Annotated in this window: 14 protein-coding genes; 9 read left to right on the forward strand and 5 right to left on the reverse strand. The window is 71.6% G+C overall.

Features of this window, described 5'->3' with window-relative positions; genetic code table 11:
- Window positions 1-174: 174 nt before the first annotated feature.
- Entirely contained in the window at window positions 175-2,115 is a 1,941-nt protein-coding gene (locus M1O15_RS30780; RefSeq protein ID WP_248637534.1) for a maleylacetate reductase and hydroxyquinol 1,2-dioxygenase domain-containing protein, read from the forward strand.
- 138 nt (window positions 2,116-2,253) lie between these two features.
- Entirely contained in the window at window positions 2,254-4,194 is a 1,941-nt protein-coding gene (locus M1O15_RS30785) for an FAD-dependent oxidoreductase (protein ID WP_282577471.1), read from the forward strand.
- 455 nt (window positions 4,195-4,649) lie between these two features.
- Here the strand turns inward: M1O15_RS30785 and M1O15_RS30790 are convergent, their stop codons facing one another.
- Window positions 4,650-5,897: a beta-ketoacyl-[acyl-carrier-protein] synthase family protein gene (locus M1O15_RS30790; RefSeq protein WP_248637535.1), complete on the reverse strand. Its 1,248-nt coding sequence runs from the start codon at window positions 5,895-5,897 to the stop codon at window positions 4,650-4,652.
- 849 nt (window positions 5,898-6,746) lie between these two features.
- On the opposite strand from M1O15_RS30790, the gene M1O15_RS31955 reads away from it, so the two are divergent.
- Window positions 6,747-6,884, forward strand: coding sequence for a hypothetical protein (locus tag M1O15_RS31955; protein WP_372499635.1), 138 nt, complete (start codon window positions 6,747-6,749; stop codon window positions 6,882-6,884).
- 97 nt (window positions 6,885-6,981) lie between these two features.
- Here the strand turns inward: M1O15_RS31955 and M1O15_RS30800 are convergent, their stop codons facing one another.
- The gene (locus M1O15_RS30800) at window positions 6,982-8,145 is read right to left on the reverse strand and encodes a serine hydrolase domain-containing protein (RefSeq protein WP_248637536.1); all 1,164 of its coding nucleotides are present in this window, start codon (window positions 8,143-8,145) and stop codon (window positions 6,982-6,984) included.
- A gap of 71 nt (window positions 8,146-8,216) precedes the next feature.
- On the opposite strand from M1O15_RS30800, the gene M1O15_RS31960 reads away from it, so the two are divergent.
- The gene (locus M1O15_RS31960) at window positions 8,217-8,450 is read left to right on the forward strand and encodes a hypothetical protein (protein ID WP_372499636.1); all 234 of its coding nucleotides are present in this window, start codon (window positions 8,217-8,219) and stop codon (window positions 8,448-8,450) included.
- Between the two features lie 321 nt (window positions 8,451-8,771).
- Complete coding sequence (gene rph, locus M1O15_RS30805) at window positions 8,772-11,381, forward strand: rifamycin-inactivating phosphotransferase (RefSeq protein WP_248637544.1); 2,610 nt, start codon at window positions 8,772-8,774, stop codon at window positions 11,379-11,381.
- 21 nt (window positions 11,382-11,402) lie between these two features.
- Here rph and M1O15_RS30810 read toward each other — a convergent pair whose 3' ends face one another.
- On the reverse strand, window positions 11,403-12,041 hold the full coding sequence (locus M1O15_RS30810; RefSeq protein ID WP_248637537.1) for a maleylpyruvate isomerase family mycothiol-dependent enzyme: 639 nt from the start codon (window positions 12,039-12,041) through the stop codon (window positions 11,403-11,405).
- A gap of 133 nt (window positions 12,042-12,174) precedes the next feature.
- Between M1O15_RS30810 and M1O15_RS30815 the strand changes: the two genes are divergently transcribed.
- The 3 genes from M1O15_RS30815 (at window position 12,175) to M1O15_RS30825 (ending at window position 15,294) form a co-directional block, all read left to right on the forward strand.
- Entirely contained in the window at window positions 12,175-12,753 is a 579-nt protein-coding gene (locus tag M1O15_RS30815) for a TetR/AcrR family transcriptional regulator (RefSeq protein WP_248637538.1), read from the forward strand.
- A 106-nt stretch (window positions 12,754-12,859) separates the two neighbouring features.
- Window positions 12,860-14,170: a hypothetical protein gene (locus M1O15_RS30820; protein ID WP_248637539.1), complete on the forward strand. Its 1,311-nt coding sequence runs from the start codon at window positions 12,860-12,862 to the stop codon at window positions 14,168-14,170.
- An 83-nt stretch (window positions 14,171-14,253) separates the two neighbouring features.
- Window positions 14,254-15,294, forward strand: a complete 1,041-nt coding sequence (locus M1O15_RS30825; RefSeq protein WP_248637540.1) for a vWA domain-containing protein — start codon at window positions 14,254-14,256, stop codon at window positions 15,292-15,294.
- A gap of 94 nt (window positions 15,295-15,388) precedes the next feature.
- On the opposite strand, the gene M1O15_RS30830 is transcribed toward M1O15_RS30825, so the two are convergent.
- Together M1O15_RS30830 and M1O15_RS30835 are read right to left on the reverse strand one after the other, a co-directional pair.
- Entirely contained in the window at window positions 15,389-15,868 is a 480-nt protein-coding gene (locus M1O15_RS30830; RefSeq protein WP_248637541.1) for a hypothetical protein, read from the reverse strand.
- A gap of 343 nt (window positions 15,869-16,211) precedes the next feature.
- Window positions 16,212-16,796, reverse strand: a complete 585-nt coding sequence (locus tag M1O15_RS30835; RefSeq protein WP_248637542.1) for a TMEM165/GDT1 family protein — start codon at window positions 16,794-16,796, stop codon at window positions 16,212-16,214.
- A 355-nt stretch (window positions 16,797-17,151) separates the two neighbouring features.
- On the opposite strand from M1O15_RS30835, the gene M1O15_RS30840 reads away from it, so the two are divergent.
- On the forward strand, window positions 17,152-17,808 hold a 657-nt coding region (locus tag M1O15_RS30840; RefSeq protein ID WP_248637545.1), incomplete at its 3' end, for a MerR family transcriptional regulator.

Consider the following 17,808-nt stretch of genomic DNA (forward strand, 5'->3'; position numbering starts at 1 on the left):
TGGGGTCGGAGGGCTGGGGGTGGGAGCGGACTTGATGGAGTCGGGGCGGGGTCGGGGCCGGGGCGGGGTGGTGCGTGGGAGTCTCGCAGCGATCGTGCGGCGGTGCTGGTCTGCGTGGTCGATGGCCTGGGCACAGCCGCGTCTCCTCGTGACCCACCGACGGAAGGCAGCCGCATGCGGACGTTCGTGCATACTTCCCACCCCTCGCGGGTGGTGTTCGGTTCCGGCCGCATCGGGCAGCTCGCCGAGGAGGTCAGGCGGCTGGGTGGCGGGCGGGTGCTGCTGTTGTCGGGGCCCTCGCAGGCGAAGGCGGCGGCCCGGGTGCGGGATGCGCTCGGCGGCCTGGTGGTGGCGGAGTTCGACGGCGCCGCCATGCACACACCGGTGGAGGCCACCGAGCGGGCCCTTGCCGTGGTGCGCCAGGCGGGGGCCGACTGCCTGGTGTCGGTCGGCGGCGGGTCGAGTACGGGCCTGTCGAAGGCGCTGGCCGTGCGCACGGGCCTGCCGCAGGTGGTGGTGCCGACCACCTACGCCGGCTCGGAGGTGACCCCGGTCCTCGGCGAGACGCACGGCGGGCGCAAGACGACCCGGTCCTCGGCCGGGATCCTGCCCGAGACGGTTGTGTACGACGTGGACTTCACCGTGTCGATGCCGCTGGCGCTGTCCGTTGCCAGCGCGGTCAATGCCTTGGCTCATGCGGTGGAGGCGCTGTATGCGGAGGATGCCAACCCGGTGACGGACCGGCAGGCGCTGGCGGCGGTGGCGCTGATCGGGCGGGCGCTGCCGCGTCTGGCCGACGATCCGGCCGACCGGGATGCCCGCAGCGACCTGCTGGAGGCCGCCTGGTTGGCGGGGACGTGTCTGGCCGCGGTGGGCATGGGGCTGCACCACAAGCTGTGCCATACCTTGGGGGGCACGTTCGGGCTGCCGCACGCGCAGACCCACACGGTGATGCTGCCGCACGTGATGGCCTACACCGCCGCCGCGCCCGCGGGAGAGAAGGCGATGAAACGTATCGCCTCGGCGCTGGGTGTGCCGGACGCCGCGGGCGGGGTGTATGACCTGGTCGCCTCGCTGGGCGGGCCGCTGTCGCTGCGCGAGCTGGGCATGGCCGAGGAGGACCTGGCCCGCGCTGGCGCCCTGGCCACCGCCACCCCCTACCCCCACCCGCGCCGGCCCACCGCCGACTCCCTGGCGGGGCTGCTGGCCGATGCCTGGCACGGACGGCGCCCCAGCCCCACCGGGCCGGACACCACCGCATCCCAGCTGGCCGCCTTGCGCGGGCAGGTGGTCGACAGCTTCGCCGCAGCGCCCGACGCCCGCGCCCGCGAACTGCTGGGCGGCCTGGTCCGCCATCTGCACGACTTCGTCGCCGAACACCAGCTCACCCACGCCGAATGGGGCCGGGCGATCGACTTCCTCACCCTGACCGGGCAGACCTGCGACACCCAGCGCCAGGAATTCGTGCTGCTCTCCGACACCCTGGGCATCTCCAGCGCCGTGGACGTCCTGGCCGGCGCGCGCACCCCGGACACCACCCCCAGCGCCGTCCTGGGGCCGTTCTACACCGAGGGCCCGCCGGAGACCGCGCACGGCCAGGACATCTCCGGCGGCCTGCCCGGCACCCCCCTGTGGGTGGAAGCGACGATCACCGACACCGCGGGCGAGCCGGTCCCCGGCGCGATCGTCGACGTCTGGCAGTCCAACGAGGACGGCTTCTACGACGTCCAACTGCCCGACCTCGACGGGCCCGTCCTGCGGGGCCGGCTGCGCACCGGCCCCGACGGGCGGCTGGCCTTCTGGTCGATCCTGCCCTCGGCCTACCCCATACCGGGTGACGGACCCGTCGGGCAGCTGCTCACCTCCACCGGCCGCCACCTGTACCGCGCCCCGCACCTGCACTTCATGATCACCGCACCCGGCCACCACCGCCTGGTCACCCAGCTGTTCGTCGCCGGCGGCGAACACCTGGACAGCGACACGGTCTTCGGCGTCAAGGACGCACTGGTCGTCGACTTCGCCCCGGCCCACGGCCCCGGCCCCGACGGCCGGGCCCTTCAGGGGCCGTGGCGCCGGCTGGAGCACACCTTCCGGATCGCCCCCACCACCCACTGATAGAGGAGCCCTGTCGTGAGCCGCACCCACGCCCCCTCCCCCGGCACCTCCCCGACCGATGCGCCGTCCCTCGATGCGGCCTCGGCGCAGACGCCGTCGGACCGCCCGGCCGCCGGCGACGTCTTCGACACCGATGTCCTGGTGGTCGGCAGCGGCCCGGCCGGCGGCGCCGCCGCCCTGCTGCTGGCCACCTACGGCATCCGCACCCTGCAGGTCACCAAACACGGCTGGCTCGCCAACACCCCGCGCGCCCACATCACCAACCAGCGCACCATGGAAGTCCTGCGCGACCTCGGCGTCGAGGACCAGGCACTGCAGCAGGGCAGCCCCTCGCAGCTGATGGGCGACACCGTGCTGTGCACCGCGCTGGCCGGCCAGGAGATCGGCCGCATCCGCAGCTGGGGCACCGGCCCCGCCTCCTTGAGCGAATACGCCACCGCCAGCCCCTGCGAGATGATCGACCTGCCCCAGACCTATCTGGAGCCCATCCTCACCACCACTGCCGCGGCCCGCGGCGCCAAGGTCCGCTTCGACACCGAGTTCCTCCACCTCACCCAGGACGAAGACGGTGTCACCGCCCACCTGCGCGACCGCGTCCGCGGCGACACCTTCACCGTCCGGGCCCGCTACCTCATCGGCGCCGACGGCTCACGCAGCACCATCGCCCAGCAGGTCGGGCTGCCGATGGACGGCCGCATGAGCAAGGCCGGCAGCATGAACATCGTCTTCACCGCCGACCTCACCCGCCACTGCGCCCACCGCCCCAGCGTCCTGTACTGGGTCCTGCGCCCCGGAGCAGCCACCGGTGGCATCGGCATGGGCCTGATCCGCATGGTCAGACCCTGGAACCAGTGGCTGCTGGTGTGGGGCTACGACATCGACCAGCCGCCGCCCACCCTCGACACCGAGCAGGCACGCGCCATCGTCCGCGACCTGGTCGGTGACCCGGACCTGGCCGTGGAGATCACCTCCACCTCGCTGTGGACCGTCAACCACGCCTACGCCACCGCCTACAGCGCCGGACGCGTGCACTGCATAGGCGACGCCGTCCACCGCCACCCGCCCTCCAACGGCCTGGGCTCCAACACCTCCGTCCAAGACGCCTACAACCTGGCCTGGAAACTGGCCATGGTCATCCGCGGCCAGGCCTCCCCCACCCTGCTGGACAGCTACAGCGCCGAACGCGCGCCGGTCGGACGGCAGATCGTGGAGCGCGCCAACCTCAGCCGGGACCAGTTCGCCCCGATCTTCGACACCCTCGGCGTCAACGCCGACAGCGACACCCACGCCATCACCGACGCCCTGAGCTCCCTACGAGCCGGCACCGACGCAGGCACCAAACAACGCCAACAACTCGACGAAGCCATCACACTGAAAAACTACGAATTCAACGCCCACGGGGTGGAGATGAACCAGCGCTACACCTCCAGCGCCATCCTCCCCGACACACCCACAAACCAGAACACCCACGGATACGGAGATGGGTACGGGGATGGGGATGGGGGCGGGTACGGGGGTGAAGGCCGGCGGCATGCCGGGGCGGCAGAACACAACTGGTACGCGGACGGGAATGAAGGCCGCCAGCCCACCACACCCGGCACCACAGACAGGGACGGCCATGAGGGCGAGAGTGCGCATGAGAGCGAGGGCGGGCGTGAGGGCCGGGGCGGGCGTGAGGGCGGGGACTGGGAGCTGACGGCCCGCCCGACCACCCGGCCGGGAGCCAAACTGCCCCACGCCTGGCTGGTGGACGCCACAGGCCGGCGCCTGTCCACCCTCGACACCATCGGCAAAGGCCTCTTCACCGTACTGACCGGACTGTCCGGCGGGATCTGGGAGACGGCAACCTCGGCATGCCGCACCGAACTCGCGCTACCGCTGCGCTTCACGCAGATCGGCGGCGAAGGCGCACGGGATGCCTACGGCGAGTGGAGCCGGGTGCGGGAGATCGCCGAAGACGGCGTCCTCCTCGTCCGCCCCGACGGCCACATCGCCTGGCGCCACACCACCGCACCCCACGACGCGGCCACCGCCCAAGCCCAACTCCTCACCGCCCTACGCCACATCCTGGGACGATAACCACCTCCACAAGGAACTAACCGCCACACCTCGCCGACCCACCGGCGGAAAACCCCCCTCACACCAACAGAAACACACCCGGGCATCCAGGCCCACGGCATCGCACCTCCATTAGGAACGCTCTGAAGACCCGCGGCCCGTATGCCCAGCCGACGCCAGCAACCCGGCAACCCGGCAACCCGGCAACCCGGCAACCCAAGAAACGTAGAACGGAGGACTCGCGTCGCCTCACAGCCGTCCGGCTTGCGCATGAGGGTGTCCGTGAGGACCGCCGTGGCCTGGTGGTTCCGTTTCGGGATCTCGATGGTGTCCAGGCTCCGTTCACTCCGCGGGCAGGCACCCGCGGGTAACCGAACACCATGACGGTGTGGCGCCGACGTGGGCGGCCACAAGAACGGTCCGGCCCGGGGGTGGGCCTGACCCGGGCCCGGCCCGGCCCGACCGGCGCTGCGGGCTCAGGCCGCGACGACCAAGGTGGCGTTGTGGCCGCCGAAGCCGAAGGAGTTGCTGAGCGCGGCCAGCGGCCCCGCGGGCAAAGGGCGCGGGGCGCCGGTCACGACATCGAGGTCGATGGCCGGGTCCATCGGGTCGTGGTTGATCGTCGGAGGTGCCAGACGGTGGTGGAGGGCCAAGATGGCGGCGATGGCCTCCACCGCACCGGACCCGCCCTGGAGGTGCCCGGTCATCGACTTGGTCGCAGAGACCGCGACCTGATCACACGCCGCACCGAGGGAATGACGCAGGGCACGCGCCTCGGCAAGATCCCCGGCAGGAGTCGAGGTGGCGTGCGCGTTGACGTGCCGGATGTCCTCCGGCCCCAGACCGGCCTCGGCCAGGGCGCGAGTGATCGCCTTCGCGGCACCGCGCCCGTTCGGCTCCGGCTGGGCGATGCGGTATCCATCGACCGACATACCGGCACCGAGAATCCTCGCGTAGACGCGGGCGCCGCGGGCACGGGCATGGGATGCGGATTCCAGGATGAGGATGCCGGCCCCTTCACCGAGGAGGAACCCGTCGCGATCGGCCGCGAAAGGGCGAGAAGCGCGCTCCGGTTCGCTGTTGCGCCGCGACAAAGCACGCATGGCGGCGAAACCGCCGATGACAAAGGGATGAATCGGGGCTTCGGTACCACCGGCGATCACGATGTCGGCACGGCCCAGGCGGATCATGTCCGCGGCCAGGGAGATGGCCTCGGTGCTGGAGGCGCAGGCGCTGACAGGGGCATGGGCGCTGGCCTGCGCTCCGTAACGGATGGCGATCTGCGCGGCGGTGCTGTTGGGCAGCAGAGCGGGGACGGCGAACGGCGACATGTGCCGCCACCCCTTGCGCCGCAAGGTCTCGTGAGCGGACAACATGGTCTGCACACCGACGATCGACGACACACACACGGCCAGACGCTCCCGATCCCACGCCGGCTCCTCATCCAGCCCCGCATCACTCCAAGCCTCCGCCAAAGCCGTCAAAGCCAACCACGTACCCCGGTCCATCCGCCGCACCTGCGCCGGCGGCAAACCCGGACAGACACTGAAAGCGGCAGGAGCACAGATACGGACCGGAAGATCCCCCACCCACGACTCGTCCAAGACCCGCGCCCCGGAACGACCCTCGAGCATGCCCTTCCAGGTAGTGGACACATCAGCCCCCAAAGGAGAGACCATGCCCATACCCGTGACCACCACATCCCTACGCGCGTAAACCCTCATACGGTCTGTCATACCTACCCCATCACCCCGCCGCACTGTGCTATCCGGCACCCCACGGCAACACACAGCCAACACGACACACCAGGTGAATAGTCGGACGACAGAAACCACCACCCCAACCGGGGCCGGGGGCAGGGGGCGGGGCGTCGGGGGCGGGGATGACAACCACAGGTAGCAAAGGCGACGCGGGAGGCGCGGGAGAACACCGCCAGGGGCAGGGGCGGGGGCGTCGGGGGCGGGCGGGGATGACAACCACAGGTAGCAAAAAGTGGCGCGGGAGAACACCGCCGGGGGCGGGGATGACGCCGCGGATGGCGCGGGAGAACGCGGGAGGTGCGGGAGAACGCCGCCGGGGGCCGGCCGTGGGACGCACCGGTGTGACGGCAGCGGGCACCAACCCTCCCCCCCAGACAGGAACACCCAACACCACCGGCCAACCCCCACCCGACCCGGCGGGCCGGCCACAGCCAAGACGCGACGAGCCGGCCGGCGAGCGGCGCGGACGGCGAGCAGCAACACCTCCCCAAGCACCCGCCCGCTCGGCCCGTTCGACCTGCCGCACGCAACCGAGCATCTCCGACTGCCGGGAAACCCGGACACCCGATACGACATGGGCCACAGGGCCGCGGGGGCACGGGGCGAGAGGGACGAGCCGGTCGTGACGTCACCACCGCCCAGCCACCACGACCCGCCGCAGAAACATCCACGCACGCTCCTGCCGAAACCCACCCAACACCTCGCCCGGCGCCCCCCCCCCCCCGCTCCAGCACCACTCCGACAACCAGAAAACAGACCCAGTCGGCGACCTCACGCGCGAAAGCCATCTCATAGGTCGCGATCACCATCGTCATGGCCTCGCCTTTCATCTCACGCACCAAGCCCAACACCTCGCCCACCAACTCCGGGTCCAAGGCGGCGGTGATCTCGTCCAAGAGCAGGCCGGGCCCTACCACCAGCACCCCTACGATCACCATCCACTGCCGCTGACTGCCACTGAACCAGTCCGAGCACACACCCACCCACAGCGCGCCCACGCGCTCGGTGCCCACAGGCACTCCGCGCCGGTACCAGTCGGAGCCGAGAGTCATCCGGTGAGGGCGGCGGTGCGCCAGAACTCCTCCAGCAGCGGCGGCATCGGGCTCGGGCCCGTCAGCATCACCTGGGTGAGCAGGACGGCGACGGTTCCGGTGGCGGGAACCATGTGCCCCGTGGTCCCGGAACCGCCGACCCAGCCATAGCGGCCGGGGACGTTCCACGGCCGGGTGCGGTCGCGATCGACTTGACCGCCGTACCCCCACCCCTGGCCCTGGAGGAAGAGCCCTGCGGACTCGCGCTGGTCGGCGGTGGTGTGGTCGGTGCACATCCGGCGTACGGATCGGGTCGACAGCACCCGGCGGCCGTCGGCGGCCGTGCCGCCCGCGAGCAGCATCCGGAAGAAGGCCAGCAGGTCATCGACGGTAGAGACCAGACCACCGGCCCCGGAGGCGAAAGCAGGCGGGGCGCTCCACTCGCCATCGGCGGGCGAGTCGGTGAGGGTGAGCTTGTCGTCGGCCGGGGCGTACATGCTGGTGAACCGGCCCCGCCGAGCCGCCGGCACATGGAACGCCGTGTCCGCCATCCCCAGTGGCTCGAACACACGCTCCGCCATGACATCGACCAACGGCCGGCCCATGACCCGCTGGACCAGGGCACCCTGGAGGTCGGAGCAGGTGTTGTACAGCCACCCCTCCCCCGGCTGGTGCAGCAAAGGGACCTCGGCCAGGGCGGTCAGCAGCCCGTCCAGCGGGGGCATCCGCGCCGGCTGCAACCCACCCGGCAGGACGCGGAACAACTCGGCCGCTCCGGGCAGGGAGAAGTCGGCGGGGAAGCCCCACCCGGCGCAGCTGGTGAGCAGATCCTCGACGGTGATCGGCCGTCGCGCCGCGACGACGTCTCCCACCTCGGCGTCCGGCGCCCGCAGGACAGTGGGCTTCGCCAGTTCGGGCAGCCACGCGTCCACCGGGTCCTCCAGCTCCACCCGGCCCTCGTCCACCAGCGTCATCACTACCGCGGCGGTGATCGGCTTGGTCAACGAGGCAATCCGGAACAGCGTGTCCCGCCGCATCGCCGCAGTGCCCTCGACATCCACCTTTCCGACGGCGACGGCCTCGACCTCGTCCCCACGGGCGACGAGTCCGACGGCACCGGGTGCGCCACCGACGTCCACGGCGTGGCGGAGGACGGCGTTCAGGGGGCTGGGGATGCTCATGAGGGCTCCTCGACGGTGGGTGCGCCTGACCTGGTGCTACACAGGACAGACTCCTGCCGCGAGGCTTTCTCATCGCCGAAGGCCTACGGAACGCGTGCCAGTCGGCGCGGCGGGCCGAGGAGGCGGGTCTACGTGACACGCGGCAGTCCGAGCGGGACGCCGAGACCTGGGCGCGGGGTGTCCACCGCGTCCTGCACGCGCCGGAGGCCGCCGTCGCGGAGGCCGAGGCACTGCGGATGGAGATGGCGAGGCTTGCGCCCTGGTCGGCGGCGGTGGACGGGCTGCTCGACGCCCTGGGGCTCTAAGACGGCGAAGGGCAAGGAGATGTCTCCTTGCCCTTCTCAAGGTATAGCGCACCGGGGGGCTTGCGGCAAGGCCCCGGGGGTGCCGCAGAATCATCGGCCGAGGCCACGACCTGCGGCGATGCGGGATGGGGAGCGGACCGGCGGTGGGCCGGCCGTGCGGTCGTGGGCTTCGGGGCGGCGACACCGGTGTGCGCCCCGTCCGGCTGGGTGGCGTACCCGGCCGACTCGTCGGAGGGAAGGCAAGCAGTGATCAACGAGAGCGCGAGTGGACCTGGGGACACGGGCGGTGTGGTGGAGCGGGACGGCCTCGGAGCGGCGACGGTGACCGAGGGATATGTGCGGGGTCTCGCGGAGGCCGGCGCGTCACGGGTCGCGGTGGTGGGCGGCAAGGGCGCGCAGCTGGGTGTGCTGGCGGGGATCGACGGCATCCGGGTGCCGGACGGGTTCTGTGTGACGACGGAGGCCTTTCGGCGGGCCCTGGCGGAGGTGCCGTCGATCGGGGCTCGGCTCGACCGGCTGTCCGCGCTGGACCCGGAGGACCCGGAGGACCGGGAGACGGTGCGTGTGCTGAGCGCGGAGCTCCGCGCGAGCATCGAGGCGGTGGCCGTCCCGGACGGTGTCGCGGCGGCGGTGACCGGTGCGCTGGCGCGGCTCGGTACGGAGGCCGCCTACGCGGTCCGGTCCAGCGCGACGGCGGAGGATCTGCCGACGGCCTCCTTCGCCGGCCAGCACGACTCGTATCTGAACATCGTCGGGCCGGAAGCGGTCCTCCGGCACATCAGCCGGTGCTGGGCCTCGCTGTTCACCGAGCGGGCGGTGACCTACCGTCAGCGCAACGGTATCGACCACCGTACGGTCCGGATGGCCGTGGTGGTGCAGCGGATGGTGTTCCCGGACGCGTCCGGTGTGCTGTTCACGGCCGACCCGGTCACCGGCAACCGGAAGGCCGCCACCGTGGACGCCGGTTTCGGTCTCGGCGAGGCGCTGGTCTCCGGTCTGGTGAACCCTGATGTGTTCACGGTGCGGGAGGGCGAGGTCGTCGCCAGGGCGGTGGGGGCCAAGGAGCGTGCGGTGCGGGCCGTGCCGGACGGCGGCGGTACGCGGGAGGTGGCAGTCGAGCCGCGACGGCAGCGCGAGCCGGCCCTGACGGACGCACAGGTGGTGCGGCTGGTCGGGCTCGGGCGGCGGGTGGAGGCGCACTTCGGCCGTCCCCAGGACATCGAGTGGTGCCTGGTCGGCGAGGAGTTCCGGATCGTCCAGAGCCGGCCGATCACCACGCTGTTCCCCGTTCCGGAGGCGCGCGACCGGGACAACCACGTCTATGTGTCCGTCGGGCACCAGCAGATGATGACCGACCCCATGAAGCCTCTGGGGCTGTCGATGTGGCAGCTGACGGCCATGGTGCCGATGCACGAGGCCGGCGGGAGGCTGTTCGTGGATGTCACCCGGAGTCTGGCCTCGCCGGCCAGCCGGGCTCACCTGCTGGACCTGTCGGGCCGGTCCGATTCGCTGACCCGGGACGCGCTGGAGACCGTGCTGGACCGCGAGGGGTTCGTTCCCTCGCTGCCGGACGCGCGGCCCGGAGGCCCGGCGACCGGTGGCGCACCCGCTCCGATCGAGACGGACCCGGCCATCGTCACCACGTTGGTCCAGCGCAGCGAGGCGTCCCTCGCCGCTCTGGAGCGCGGCATCCGGTCGAAGCAAGGACCGGAGCTATTCGCCTTCCTGCTGGAGGCCTTCGAGGAGCACAAGCGGGTGCTCAGTGACCCGCTGAGCATTCAAGTGATCATGGCGGGGATGGAGGCCACCTGGTGGCTCAACGACCGGCTGCGGGAGTGGCTGGGCGAGAAGAACGCGGCCGACACGCTCACCCTGTCCGCCCCCGGCAACATCACCTCCGAGATGGGCCTCGCGCTGCTGGACGTCGCGGATGTGATCCGTCCGCATGCGGAGGTGGTGGCGTTCCTGCGGGGCGTCGGGGACGAGGACTTCATGGCGGAGCTGGGGAAGTCGGCGGGTGGCGCCGAGGCGCGTGCGGCGATCGGGTCCTTCCTGGACCGCTACGGCATGCGCTGCGCCGGCGAGATCGACATCACCCGGCCGCGCTGGCGCGAGCGCCCCGGCACGCTGGTGCCCGCGATCCTCGACAACGTCCGGAACTTCGGGCCCGGCGCGGCCGAGCGGCGCTTCGCGCAGGGCCGTGAGCAGGCGCGGAGGAAGGAGGAGGAGCTGCTGTCGCGTCTGCGGGAGCTGCCGGACGGGGAGCGGAAGGCCGCCGAGACCCAGCGGATGATCGACCGGGTCCGCACCTTCATCGGGTACCGGGAGTACCCGAAGTACATGATCGTCAGTCGCCAGTTCGTCTACAAGCGGGCCCTGATGGCGGAGGCGGACCGCCTGGTGCGGGCCGGGGTGCTCGCCGAGCGGGAGGACGCCTTCTTCCTCACCTTCCAGGAGTTCCACGAGGCCGTACGCTCGCAGCGGGTGGACGACGGACTGGTCCGGCGGCGCCGGGAGGCGTTCCGGTCGCACCAGGCGCTCACCCCGCCCCGGGTGCTCACCTCGGAGGGCGAGGCGCTCAACGGGGCGTACCGGCGCGACGGTCTTCCGGCCGGTGCCCTGGCCGGTCTGCCGGTCTCCGCCGGGACCGTCGAGGGCAGGGCCCGGGTGGTCCTCGACATGTCGAAGGCCGATCTCGAAGCGGGCGACATCCTGGTCACCACGTTCACGGACCCCAGCTGGTCTCCCCTGTTCGTCGGGATCGCGGGGTTGGTGACGGAGGTGGGCGGACTGATGACCCATGGCGCGGTGATCGCCCGGGAGTACGGCCTGCCGGCCGTCGTGGGCGTGGCGCAGGCCACCCGGCTGATCCGGGACGGGCAGCGGATCCGCGTGCACGGGACGGACGGCTACGTGGAGATCCTTGATTGAGGAGGCGGGGGCGGGAGCCGACTACCGGGGAGCGTAGAGGGCTGCCGCGAGGGCGGGCGCTCCCGGGCCGTGGAGCTCGTCCAGCGGGGGGCGGCGCCGGGAGACGGCCAGCAGCAGGGACAGCGCGGGGCCGGTCACTTCCGGCCCCCGGCCGATCGACAGCTCGGTGTCAGTCGCGGTCAGCCGGACGCGGGCCGTCAGCTCCTTCGCGCCGCCGAACGAGGCGGGGGTGCGGGCCTGGAGGCGCAGCGAGCGGACCACGGCCTCGGGCGGGTAGCGGCGGGCGAGGCCCAGGGGGCGTCGGATGTCCTCACCGTGGACGACCTCCTCGACCAGCCGGGTGTCCAGGGGCGCGGGAGGGCCCGACCTGCGCGGCGCCGCCCGGCGCAACCGCTCCAGGGTCTCCTGTGGTGAGGCCCCACGCCGGCGCTCCACCCCTTGGCTGTTGAGGCGGTCGAAGTCGAACCGCGCCCGTACGAGTCCGGCGACGAAGCCGAGCCGTGTCGTACGGGCGGTGTCGACCAGGTGCGCGGCCACATCGTGCACGGTCCATCCCGCACAGAGCGAGGGCGTCCGCCACTGCTCCGCGTCGAGACGCGCCAGATCGGCGATCAGCGCCGCCCGCTCCGCGTGCACCATCGGCCAGACGTCGTCCTTCATGCTTGCCTCCACTTGCCCGCTGTGTCTGCCATGAAGGACTCGGGGCAGGGTCAGAACTCATCGCTCCGGGCGTGAGGGAAGTGCACCGCCGGGTTTTCTTGAACGCACGATCCAGATTGAGTACGGTGGGGTCATGGCAAGGACCCGGGAGTTCGACACGGAGGCGGCGGTGAGCCGCGCGATGGAGCTCTTCTGGAGTCGCGGCTACGAGGCGACCTCGGTGCGCGAGCTCACCCAGTACCTGGGGATCGGGCAGGGCTCGCTCTATGCGGCGTTCGGCGACAAGGACGGCCTGTACCGGGCCGCCCTGGAGCGCTACCGCACCACGCTCGGGGTGGCCGCCCTGCGCAGTCTGGAGGAGTCGGCGGACGTCCGAGCGGCGGTCCGCACCCTGCTGGTCGAGCGGGTCCGGATCGCCGTAGAGCAGGGCGGCCGGGGCTGTCTGCTGGTCAACGCCGCCTGCGAGCGCCTGCCCGGGGACCCCTCGATCGGGCGCCTCGTACGGGATGTGCAGGACGCCACCCGCGAGGCGCTCACCGAGGTGCTGAGCGCCGCGGCGGGGCGGGGCGAGATCGCGCCCCGCCATGACCCGGGCACCCTCGCCGCCTTCCTCATCACCTTCCTCAACGGACTGCTGGTCTCCGCGAAGGTCACTCCGGACGTCCGCGCCCTCGAACCCCTCGTGGAGGTCGCACTGGCCGCCCTCGACTGATTTTTTCGTACCCGAATTCTGTATCGGACGATCCATAAAGCGGCTCCGGGGCCCCCGGGGCCCCGCCCGCACGCATGCCTCGAACCCCACACCCATTGGAGGATCCATGACCGCCCTCACCACGACACCGAGCGCCCCCGCTCTCGGCGGCAGCCGCTGGAACACCTTCCCGGCGGCCGGGACCGCCCTGACCGCGCGGGACTTCCTCACCGCCATCGAGCCCCTGCTCCAGGGGGTCATCGACGACAACGACGTCACCGCCGCCGACGCCGAGGTGCTGGTGGAGCAGATCCACGCCACGCTCGCCCTCGGCACCCGGGAGACCTCCCTGCCGCTGGCGATCGGACCCGGCAGCACCCCGGCCGTCCGCGAACTGGGCGGACAGGCCGAGGAGATCGGCCGCGAGCTGGCCACCTGGGCGGCCGAGGCGCCGGCCAGGCTGCTCGGTGACCGGATCCCGCTGCCGGCCGGACCCCTGGTCGTCCGCAGCCACTGCTACGGCCATCTGCTCACCCATCCGGCGACCGACCTCCTCCTCGGGCGGCGCGGCGGGCCGGTCGCCATGCAGCTGTACAACGAGTGGCTGCACCAGGTCGTGCTGCTGCGCGACGCCCTGCTGCCCTTCACCAACTGGCAGGACGTCCCGCTCCTGGTCACCCCGACCGGACTGCGCCACACCGAGCCGGCCCGCGACGCGTTCCTCACCGAGCTGCTGGTCCGCCGGGTCCGGCACACCAGCATCACCGCCTTCGCCCGCCAGGTCGTGACCGGTACCTCAGGGCCGGAGGGCTACGGCTTCGACGCGTCCGGCGGCACCGCCCTGCCCGCCGTCCTCGACCAGCCGCCCCTGATTGCTCCCCGCCACCTGCTGACCTGGCGTCCCGACCCGGGCATCGACCAGGCAGCCACCTATACCGCCGAGACCGGGGACTACTACGCCGCGCCCCGCACCCTGGTGGAGCAACTGCCGCCCGCCGCCGGCGCCTCGGGGCCGCTCACCGCCCGTACGGTCTCCACACCGGTCATCGGAGGCACCCGCACCGCCCTGATCGAGACCACCTCGGCCGGCGTGACCGCTCGCGTGGACCTCGGGCAGGCCCTACGCGGCCACCGCTACGCCCAGCGCCCGGAACCGGCGCCCGTCGACGCGTCCGCCGCCGGCCAGGCTCCCCGTACGGCGGATGTGCGGTCCGCGCTGGGGGCGGCGGGACTGGTGTGGACGGAGTCCGGCACCGTCACCCTGGACGCTACCGGTCAGGACGGCCTGGTGGTGCTGGCCCTGCTGGGACGGCTCTATCCCGAGAACGTGATCCTGGCGGGTGCCGGCCTCGGCGAGCCAGGAAGTGAGGACGAAGACGGGGACGGCAGGGGGCCGAGTCCTCTGGTGGTGCTGGTCGATCCGCCCGAGGCCGGCTGACGGCGTCTCAGCTCCGGGGCCGATTGTCAGTGGTGGGTGAGACGGTAGGTGCACCGCATCGGAAACGAGGGGGAAACCGGGCCATGCCGAAAATCCAGAACTACATCAATCATGTCGCCCTGGTGCTGGATGCCAGTTCGTCCATGTCCCATCTGAGCCGCACGGTGGTCGAGGTAGCCGATCGGCAGATCGCCTATCTCGCCCGCCGGTCGCAGGAATTGGACCAGGAGACCCGGGTCACCGTCTATGTCTTCGCGGACCAGGTGGAATGCGTCATCTACGACAAGGACGTGCTGCGGATGCCGTCGCTGCGTCAGCTGTACCGGGCCGGTGGAATGACCGCGCTGCTGGCGGCCGCGCTGACCTCGCAGCAGGAGCTGGCGCAGACCGCGCAACTCTACGGTGACCACAGCTTCCTGACATTCATACTGACCGACGGGCAGGAGAACGCCAGCCACCGCTGCCCCGGAGTGCCCGGTACGGGTCGGCAGGCACTCACCGGGGCCGTGGCCGGGATGATCGCCACGCAGCCGGACAACTGGACACTGGCCGTGCTGGTCCCGGACCAGCGGGGCAAGCACGAGGCCATGAACTGCGGTTTCCCCCAGGACAACGTCGCCGTCTGGGACGCCACCAGCACCCAGGGGCTGAAGGAGGCCGGGGAGGTCATCCAGCAGGCCACCGAGAAGTTCATGGTGGGCCGCTCCCAGGGCATCCGGGGATCACGAGCGGTGTTCTCCACGGGTGCGGAGGCGGTCAACGAGGACACCATCAAGGCGGCCGGGCTCACCCCGCTCGACCCCTCCCTCTACCAGTTGCTCACGGTGGACCGCGAGGCGCCGATCCGTACCTGGGTCACCGAGTCCGGACACACCTACCGCAATGGCGGCGCCTTCTACCAGTTGAGCAAGTCGGAGAGGATCCAGGCGCACAAGCAGATCGCGGTACTGGAGAAGAAGACGGACCAGATTTTCACCGGGCCTCAGGCCCGGACCCTGCTGGGGCTGCCGGATATGGAAACGCGTGTCAAGCCCGACCAGAACGACCACTACACGATATTCGTGCAGAGCACCAGCGTGAACCGGAAGCTGGCGCCGAACACCCGGCTGCTCCTGATGCGGTGAATTCACGGGATGCGGCCAATTTTGACGGCCGCGGTGAATGCGGGGACTGCGGTGATTTCGGCGATTGCGGTGAGCGTGGTGGTGTCCCGGCCCGTCAGGGGGTGGTCTCGCGGCCGGGGGTGGAGGTGTCGGGACTGCCAGGACGGGCACTGTGGGCGGGGCGGCCGGCGGTGCGGCGCGCTTCCTTCATCTCGGCCTCGTAGAGGTGGTCGCGGCCCTCGGCCAGGTCGGCGAGGGCTCGGCGTTCCAGCCGTCGGAAGGGCTCGTAGTAGGTGTCGTTGTAGGCCTCGACGACCTGGAAGGTCCAGTGGCCGGGGATGACGTTGCGTCCCAGGATCTCGCGCCGCACCCGGTCGGCCCACTGCCCGTGTCCCGCTTTGCGCAGCAGCTCCACCGTACGGTCCAGTTCCAGGTCCGCAGTGCCGGTCAGCTGGTGGAATGCGTAGAGGTGACCGCGGGCTCGCTCGGTGGTCTCCAGTGCCTTGGACAGGGATCCGAGGGCTTCCACCGTGGTGTCGCTGACACCCGGCGGACGCCGGTGCGCGGGGTCGGGGCCGTCGTCGTGAACGTTCATGACTTCGTCTGTCCCCCAAGACGTGCGGACTAGTCCTTCCGCTGCGCCGAGGGCGGCAGGCGGGTGCCGAGGGGGGCGGGGTGGGGACGATGGGGGCGGTCGGCGGCCATGACGAGGCGTGGGAGGTCCGTACAGGCCCGGACGAAGGCGCACCCGAAGCGGCGGTGATGGCCTCCACCCCCATGGCGTTGACGCCGCGCTCGTGGAAGAGGCGGGACGCGGCAGCCAGTACCTCCGGAGGGGGATGTGAGGGGGTGAGGGGGAATTGCGATGGTTGGACACGGTGGGTGACCGGCCGCTCGCCGTCATGCGACGGCCGGTTCTGGGAGAGGCGGTGTGGCGGTCAGCCGGTGAAGGCCTCGATGAGGGTCCAGATGGCCAGCGCCGCCATGCAGACGCCGCCGATGCGCTGCACCGTCTTCAGCGGCACCCGCTGGGCGATGAAACGGCCGACCAGCAGAGCGAGCGCGGAGACGGACATCAGCGCGGCGGCGGCGCCGATCGCGGTGGGCAGCCAGCCGTTGGTGGCGGCGAGGTTGGCGGTGGTGATCTGGGTCAGATCGCCCCACTCGCTGATGAAGACCGCCATGAAGGCGGTGGTGTACACGGGCCAGAACCCGGTGACGGTCCTGGCCGCGCCCCCGTCCTCGTCGTCGTCCCCTCCCGCTCGCAGCAGGACCACCGCGCCGAAGGCGAAGAGGGCGGCCGAGACCAGTTTGACGGCCAGGTCGGGCAGCAGGGTGAGCAGCTGGCCGGCCCCGACGGCGATGGCGACGTGGACGAGGAAGGCGGTGGAGGTGCCGAACCACACGTACAGCGGCCGCATACGGGTGCCCATGGCCAGCGACGCGAACATGGTCTTGTCGGGGAGCTCGGCGAGGAAGATCAGCCCGAAGGCGGTGAGGATCGCCAGGGGGTCGAAGGTCATACCAGGTGCTTTCTGCTGGGGCCGGACCTCGGAGGGCTCGAACGGCACCAGGACGGCGACGGGAGGAGTCCTCTCGGCCCGGCACGACGGAGCAGCCCGCTGGGCGCGGGCCGCGTTCATGCCTGACCGAAGGTCTCGTCCACCCCGGCACAGCCGTACCAGGGCCCGATGGCCGGGAAATCCGAAGACGTCCAGTGTGTCGACCAGCGGTATCGCGGGACTACTCCCCTTCGCTCCTCCGAGTGTAACCGCCGGCCTGGGAGGACCGGGCGGGAGGTGCCGCCGACCCCCGTTGCCGAGGATGGGCTTGACCTTCCAGTCGGGTCGAAGGCATACCGTCGATGGCATGAGCCGGATGCGGATATCCCAGCCGGCCGAGCGCACCGGGATCCCGGCCACCACGCTGCGCTTCTATGAGGCGGCCGGGCTGCTGCCGGCGGACCGGAGCGGGTCCGGCCACCGGCTCTACGGTGAGGCCTCGGTCGAGCGGCTGGCGGTGATCGGCGCGGCCAAGGGGCTGGGGCTGCGGTTGACCGAGATCGGCGCGGTGCCTGCGGTGTGGGATGCCGAGGGGTGCCGGGAGGTGAAGGCGGAGCTGCGGCCGAGGGTGGCCGCCCGGCTGGCCGAGGCACGGCGGCGCTCGGTGAAGCTGGGTGAGTTCAGCCGCAGGTTGGGCGGTGCGCTCGCGCGTCTGGACTCCGTACCGGATCGGGACGGTCCGTGCGGGATGGAATGCGGCCTGAGGGGGGAGGGGGTGAGGCCCGGGGCCGGAGTTGTGGATGGGGCTGGGGTCGGGGCTGCGGCGGGGGGGGGGGGGGGGGGGGTCGGGGGGGGGGGGGGGGGGGGGGGGGGGGGGGGGGGGGGGGGGGGGTCGCGGGGGGGGGGGGGGGGGGGGGGGGGGGGGGGGGGGGGGGGGGGGGGGGGGGGGGGGGGTGGGGGGGGGGGGGGGGGGCGGGGGGGGGGGCCTCGACGGTGGGGGTGGCCGGGTCCTCCAGGCTCAGGCGGAGGTGCT

The sequence above is a fragment of the Streptomyces lichenis genome, assembly GCF_023218175.1.
Classification (GTDB): domain Bacteria; phylum Actinomycetota; class Actinomycetes; order Streptomycetales; family Streptomycetaceae; genus Streptomyces; species Streptomyces lichenis.

Coding starts and splice junctions, on each gene's coding strand:
- M1O15_RS30780 (WP_248637534.1), top strand. CDS start 175: ATGCGGACGTTCGTGCATACTTCCCACCCCTCGCGGGTGGTGTTCGGT.
- M1O15_RS30790 (WP_248637535.1), bottom strand. CDS start 5,897: ATGAGGGTTTACGCGCGTAGGGATGTGGTGGTCACGGGTATGGGCATG.
- M1O15_RS31955 (WP_372499635.1), top strand. CDS start 6,747: ATGGCCTCGCCTTTCATCTCACGCACCAAGCCCAACACCTCGCCCACC.
- M1O15_RS30800 (WP_248637536.1), bottom strand. CDS start 8,145: ATGAGCATCCCCAGCCCCCTGAACGCCGTCCTCCGCCACGCCGTGGAC.
- M1O15_RS30810 (WP_248637537.1), bottom strand. CDS start 12,041: ATGAAGGACGACGTCTGGCCGATGGTGCACGCGGAGCGGGCGGCGCTG.
- M1O15_RS30815 (WP_248637538.1), top strand. CDS start 12,175: ATGGCAAGGACCCGGGAGTTCGACACGGAGGCGGCGGTGAGCCGCGCG.
- M1O15_RS30820 (WP_248637539.1), top strand. CDS start 12,860: ATGACCGCCCTCACCACGACACCGAGCGCCCCCGCTCTCGGCGGCAGC.
- M1O15_RS30825 (WP_248637540.1), top strand. CDS start 14,254: ATGCCGAAAATCCAGAACTACATCAATCATGTCGCCCTGGTGCTGGAT.
- M1O15_RS30830 (WP_248637541.1), bottom strand. CDS start 15,868: ATGAACGTTCACGACGACGGCCCCGACCCCGCGCACCGGCGTCCGCCG.
- M1O15_RS30835 (WP_248637542.1), bottom strand. CDS start 16,796: ATGACCTTCGACCCCCTGGCGATCCTCACCGCCTTCGGGCTGATCTTC.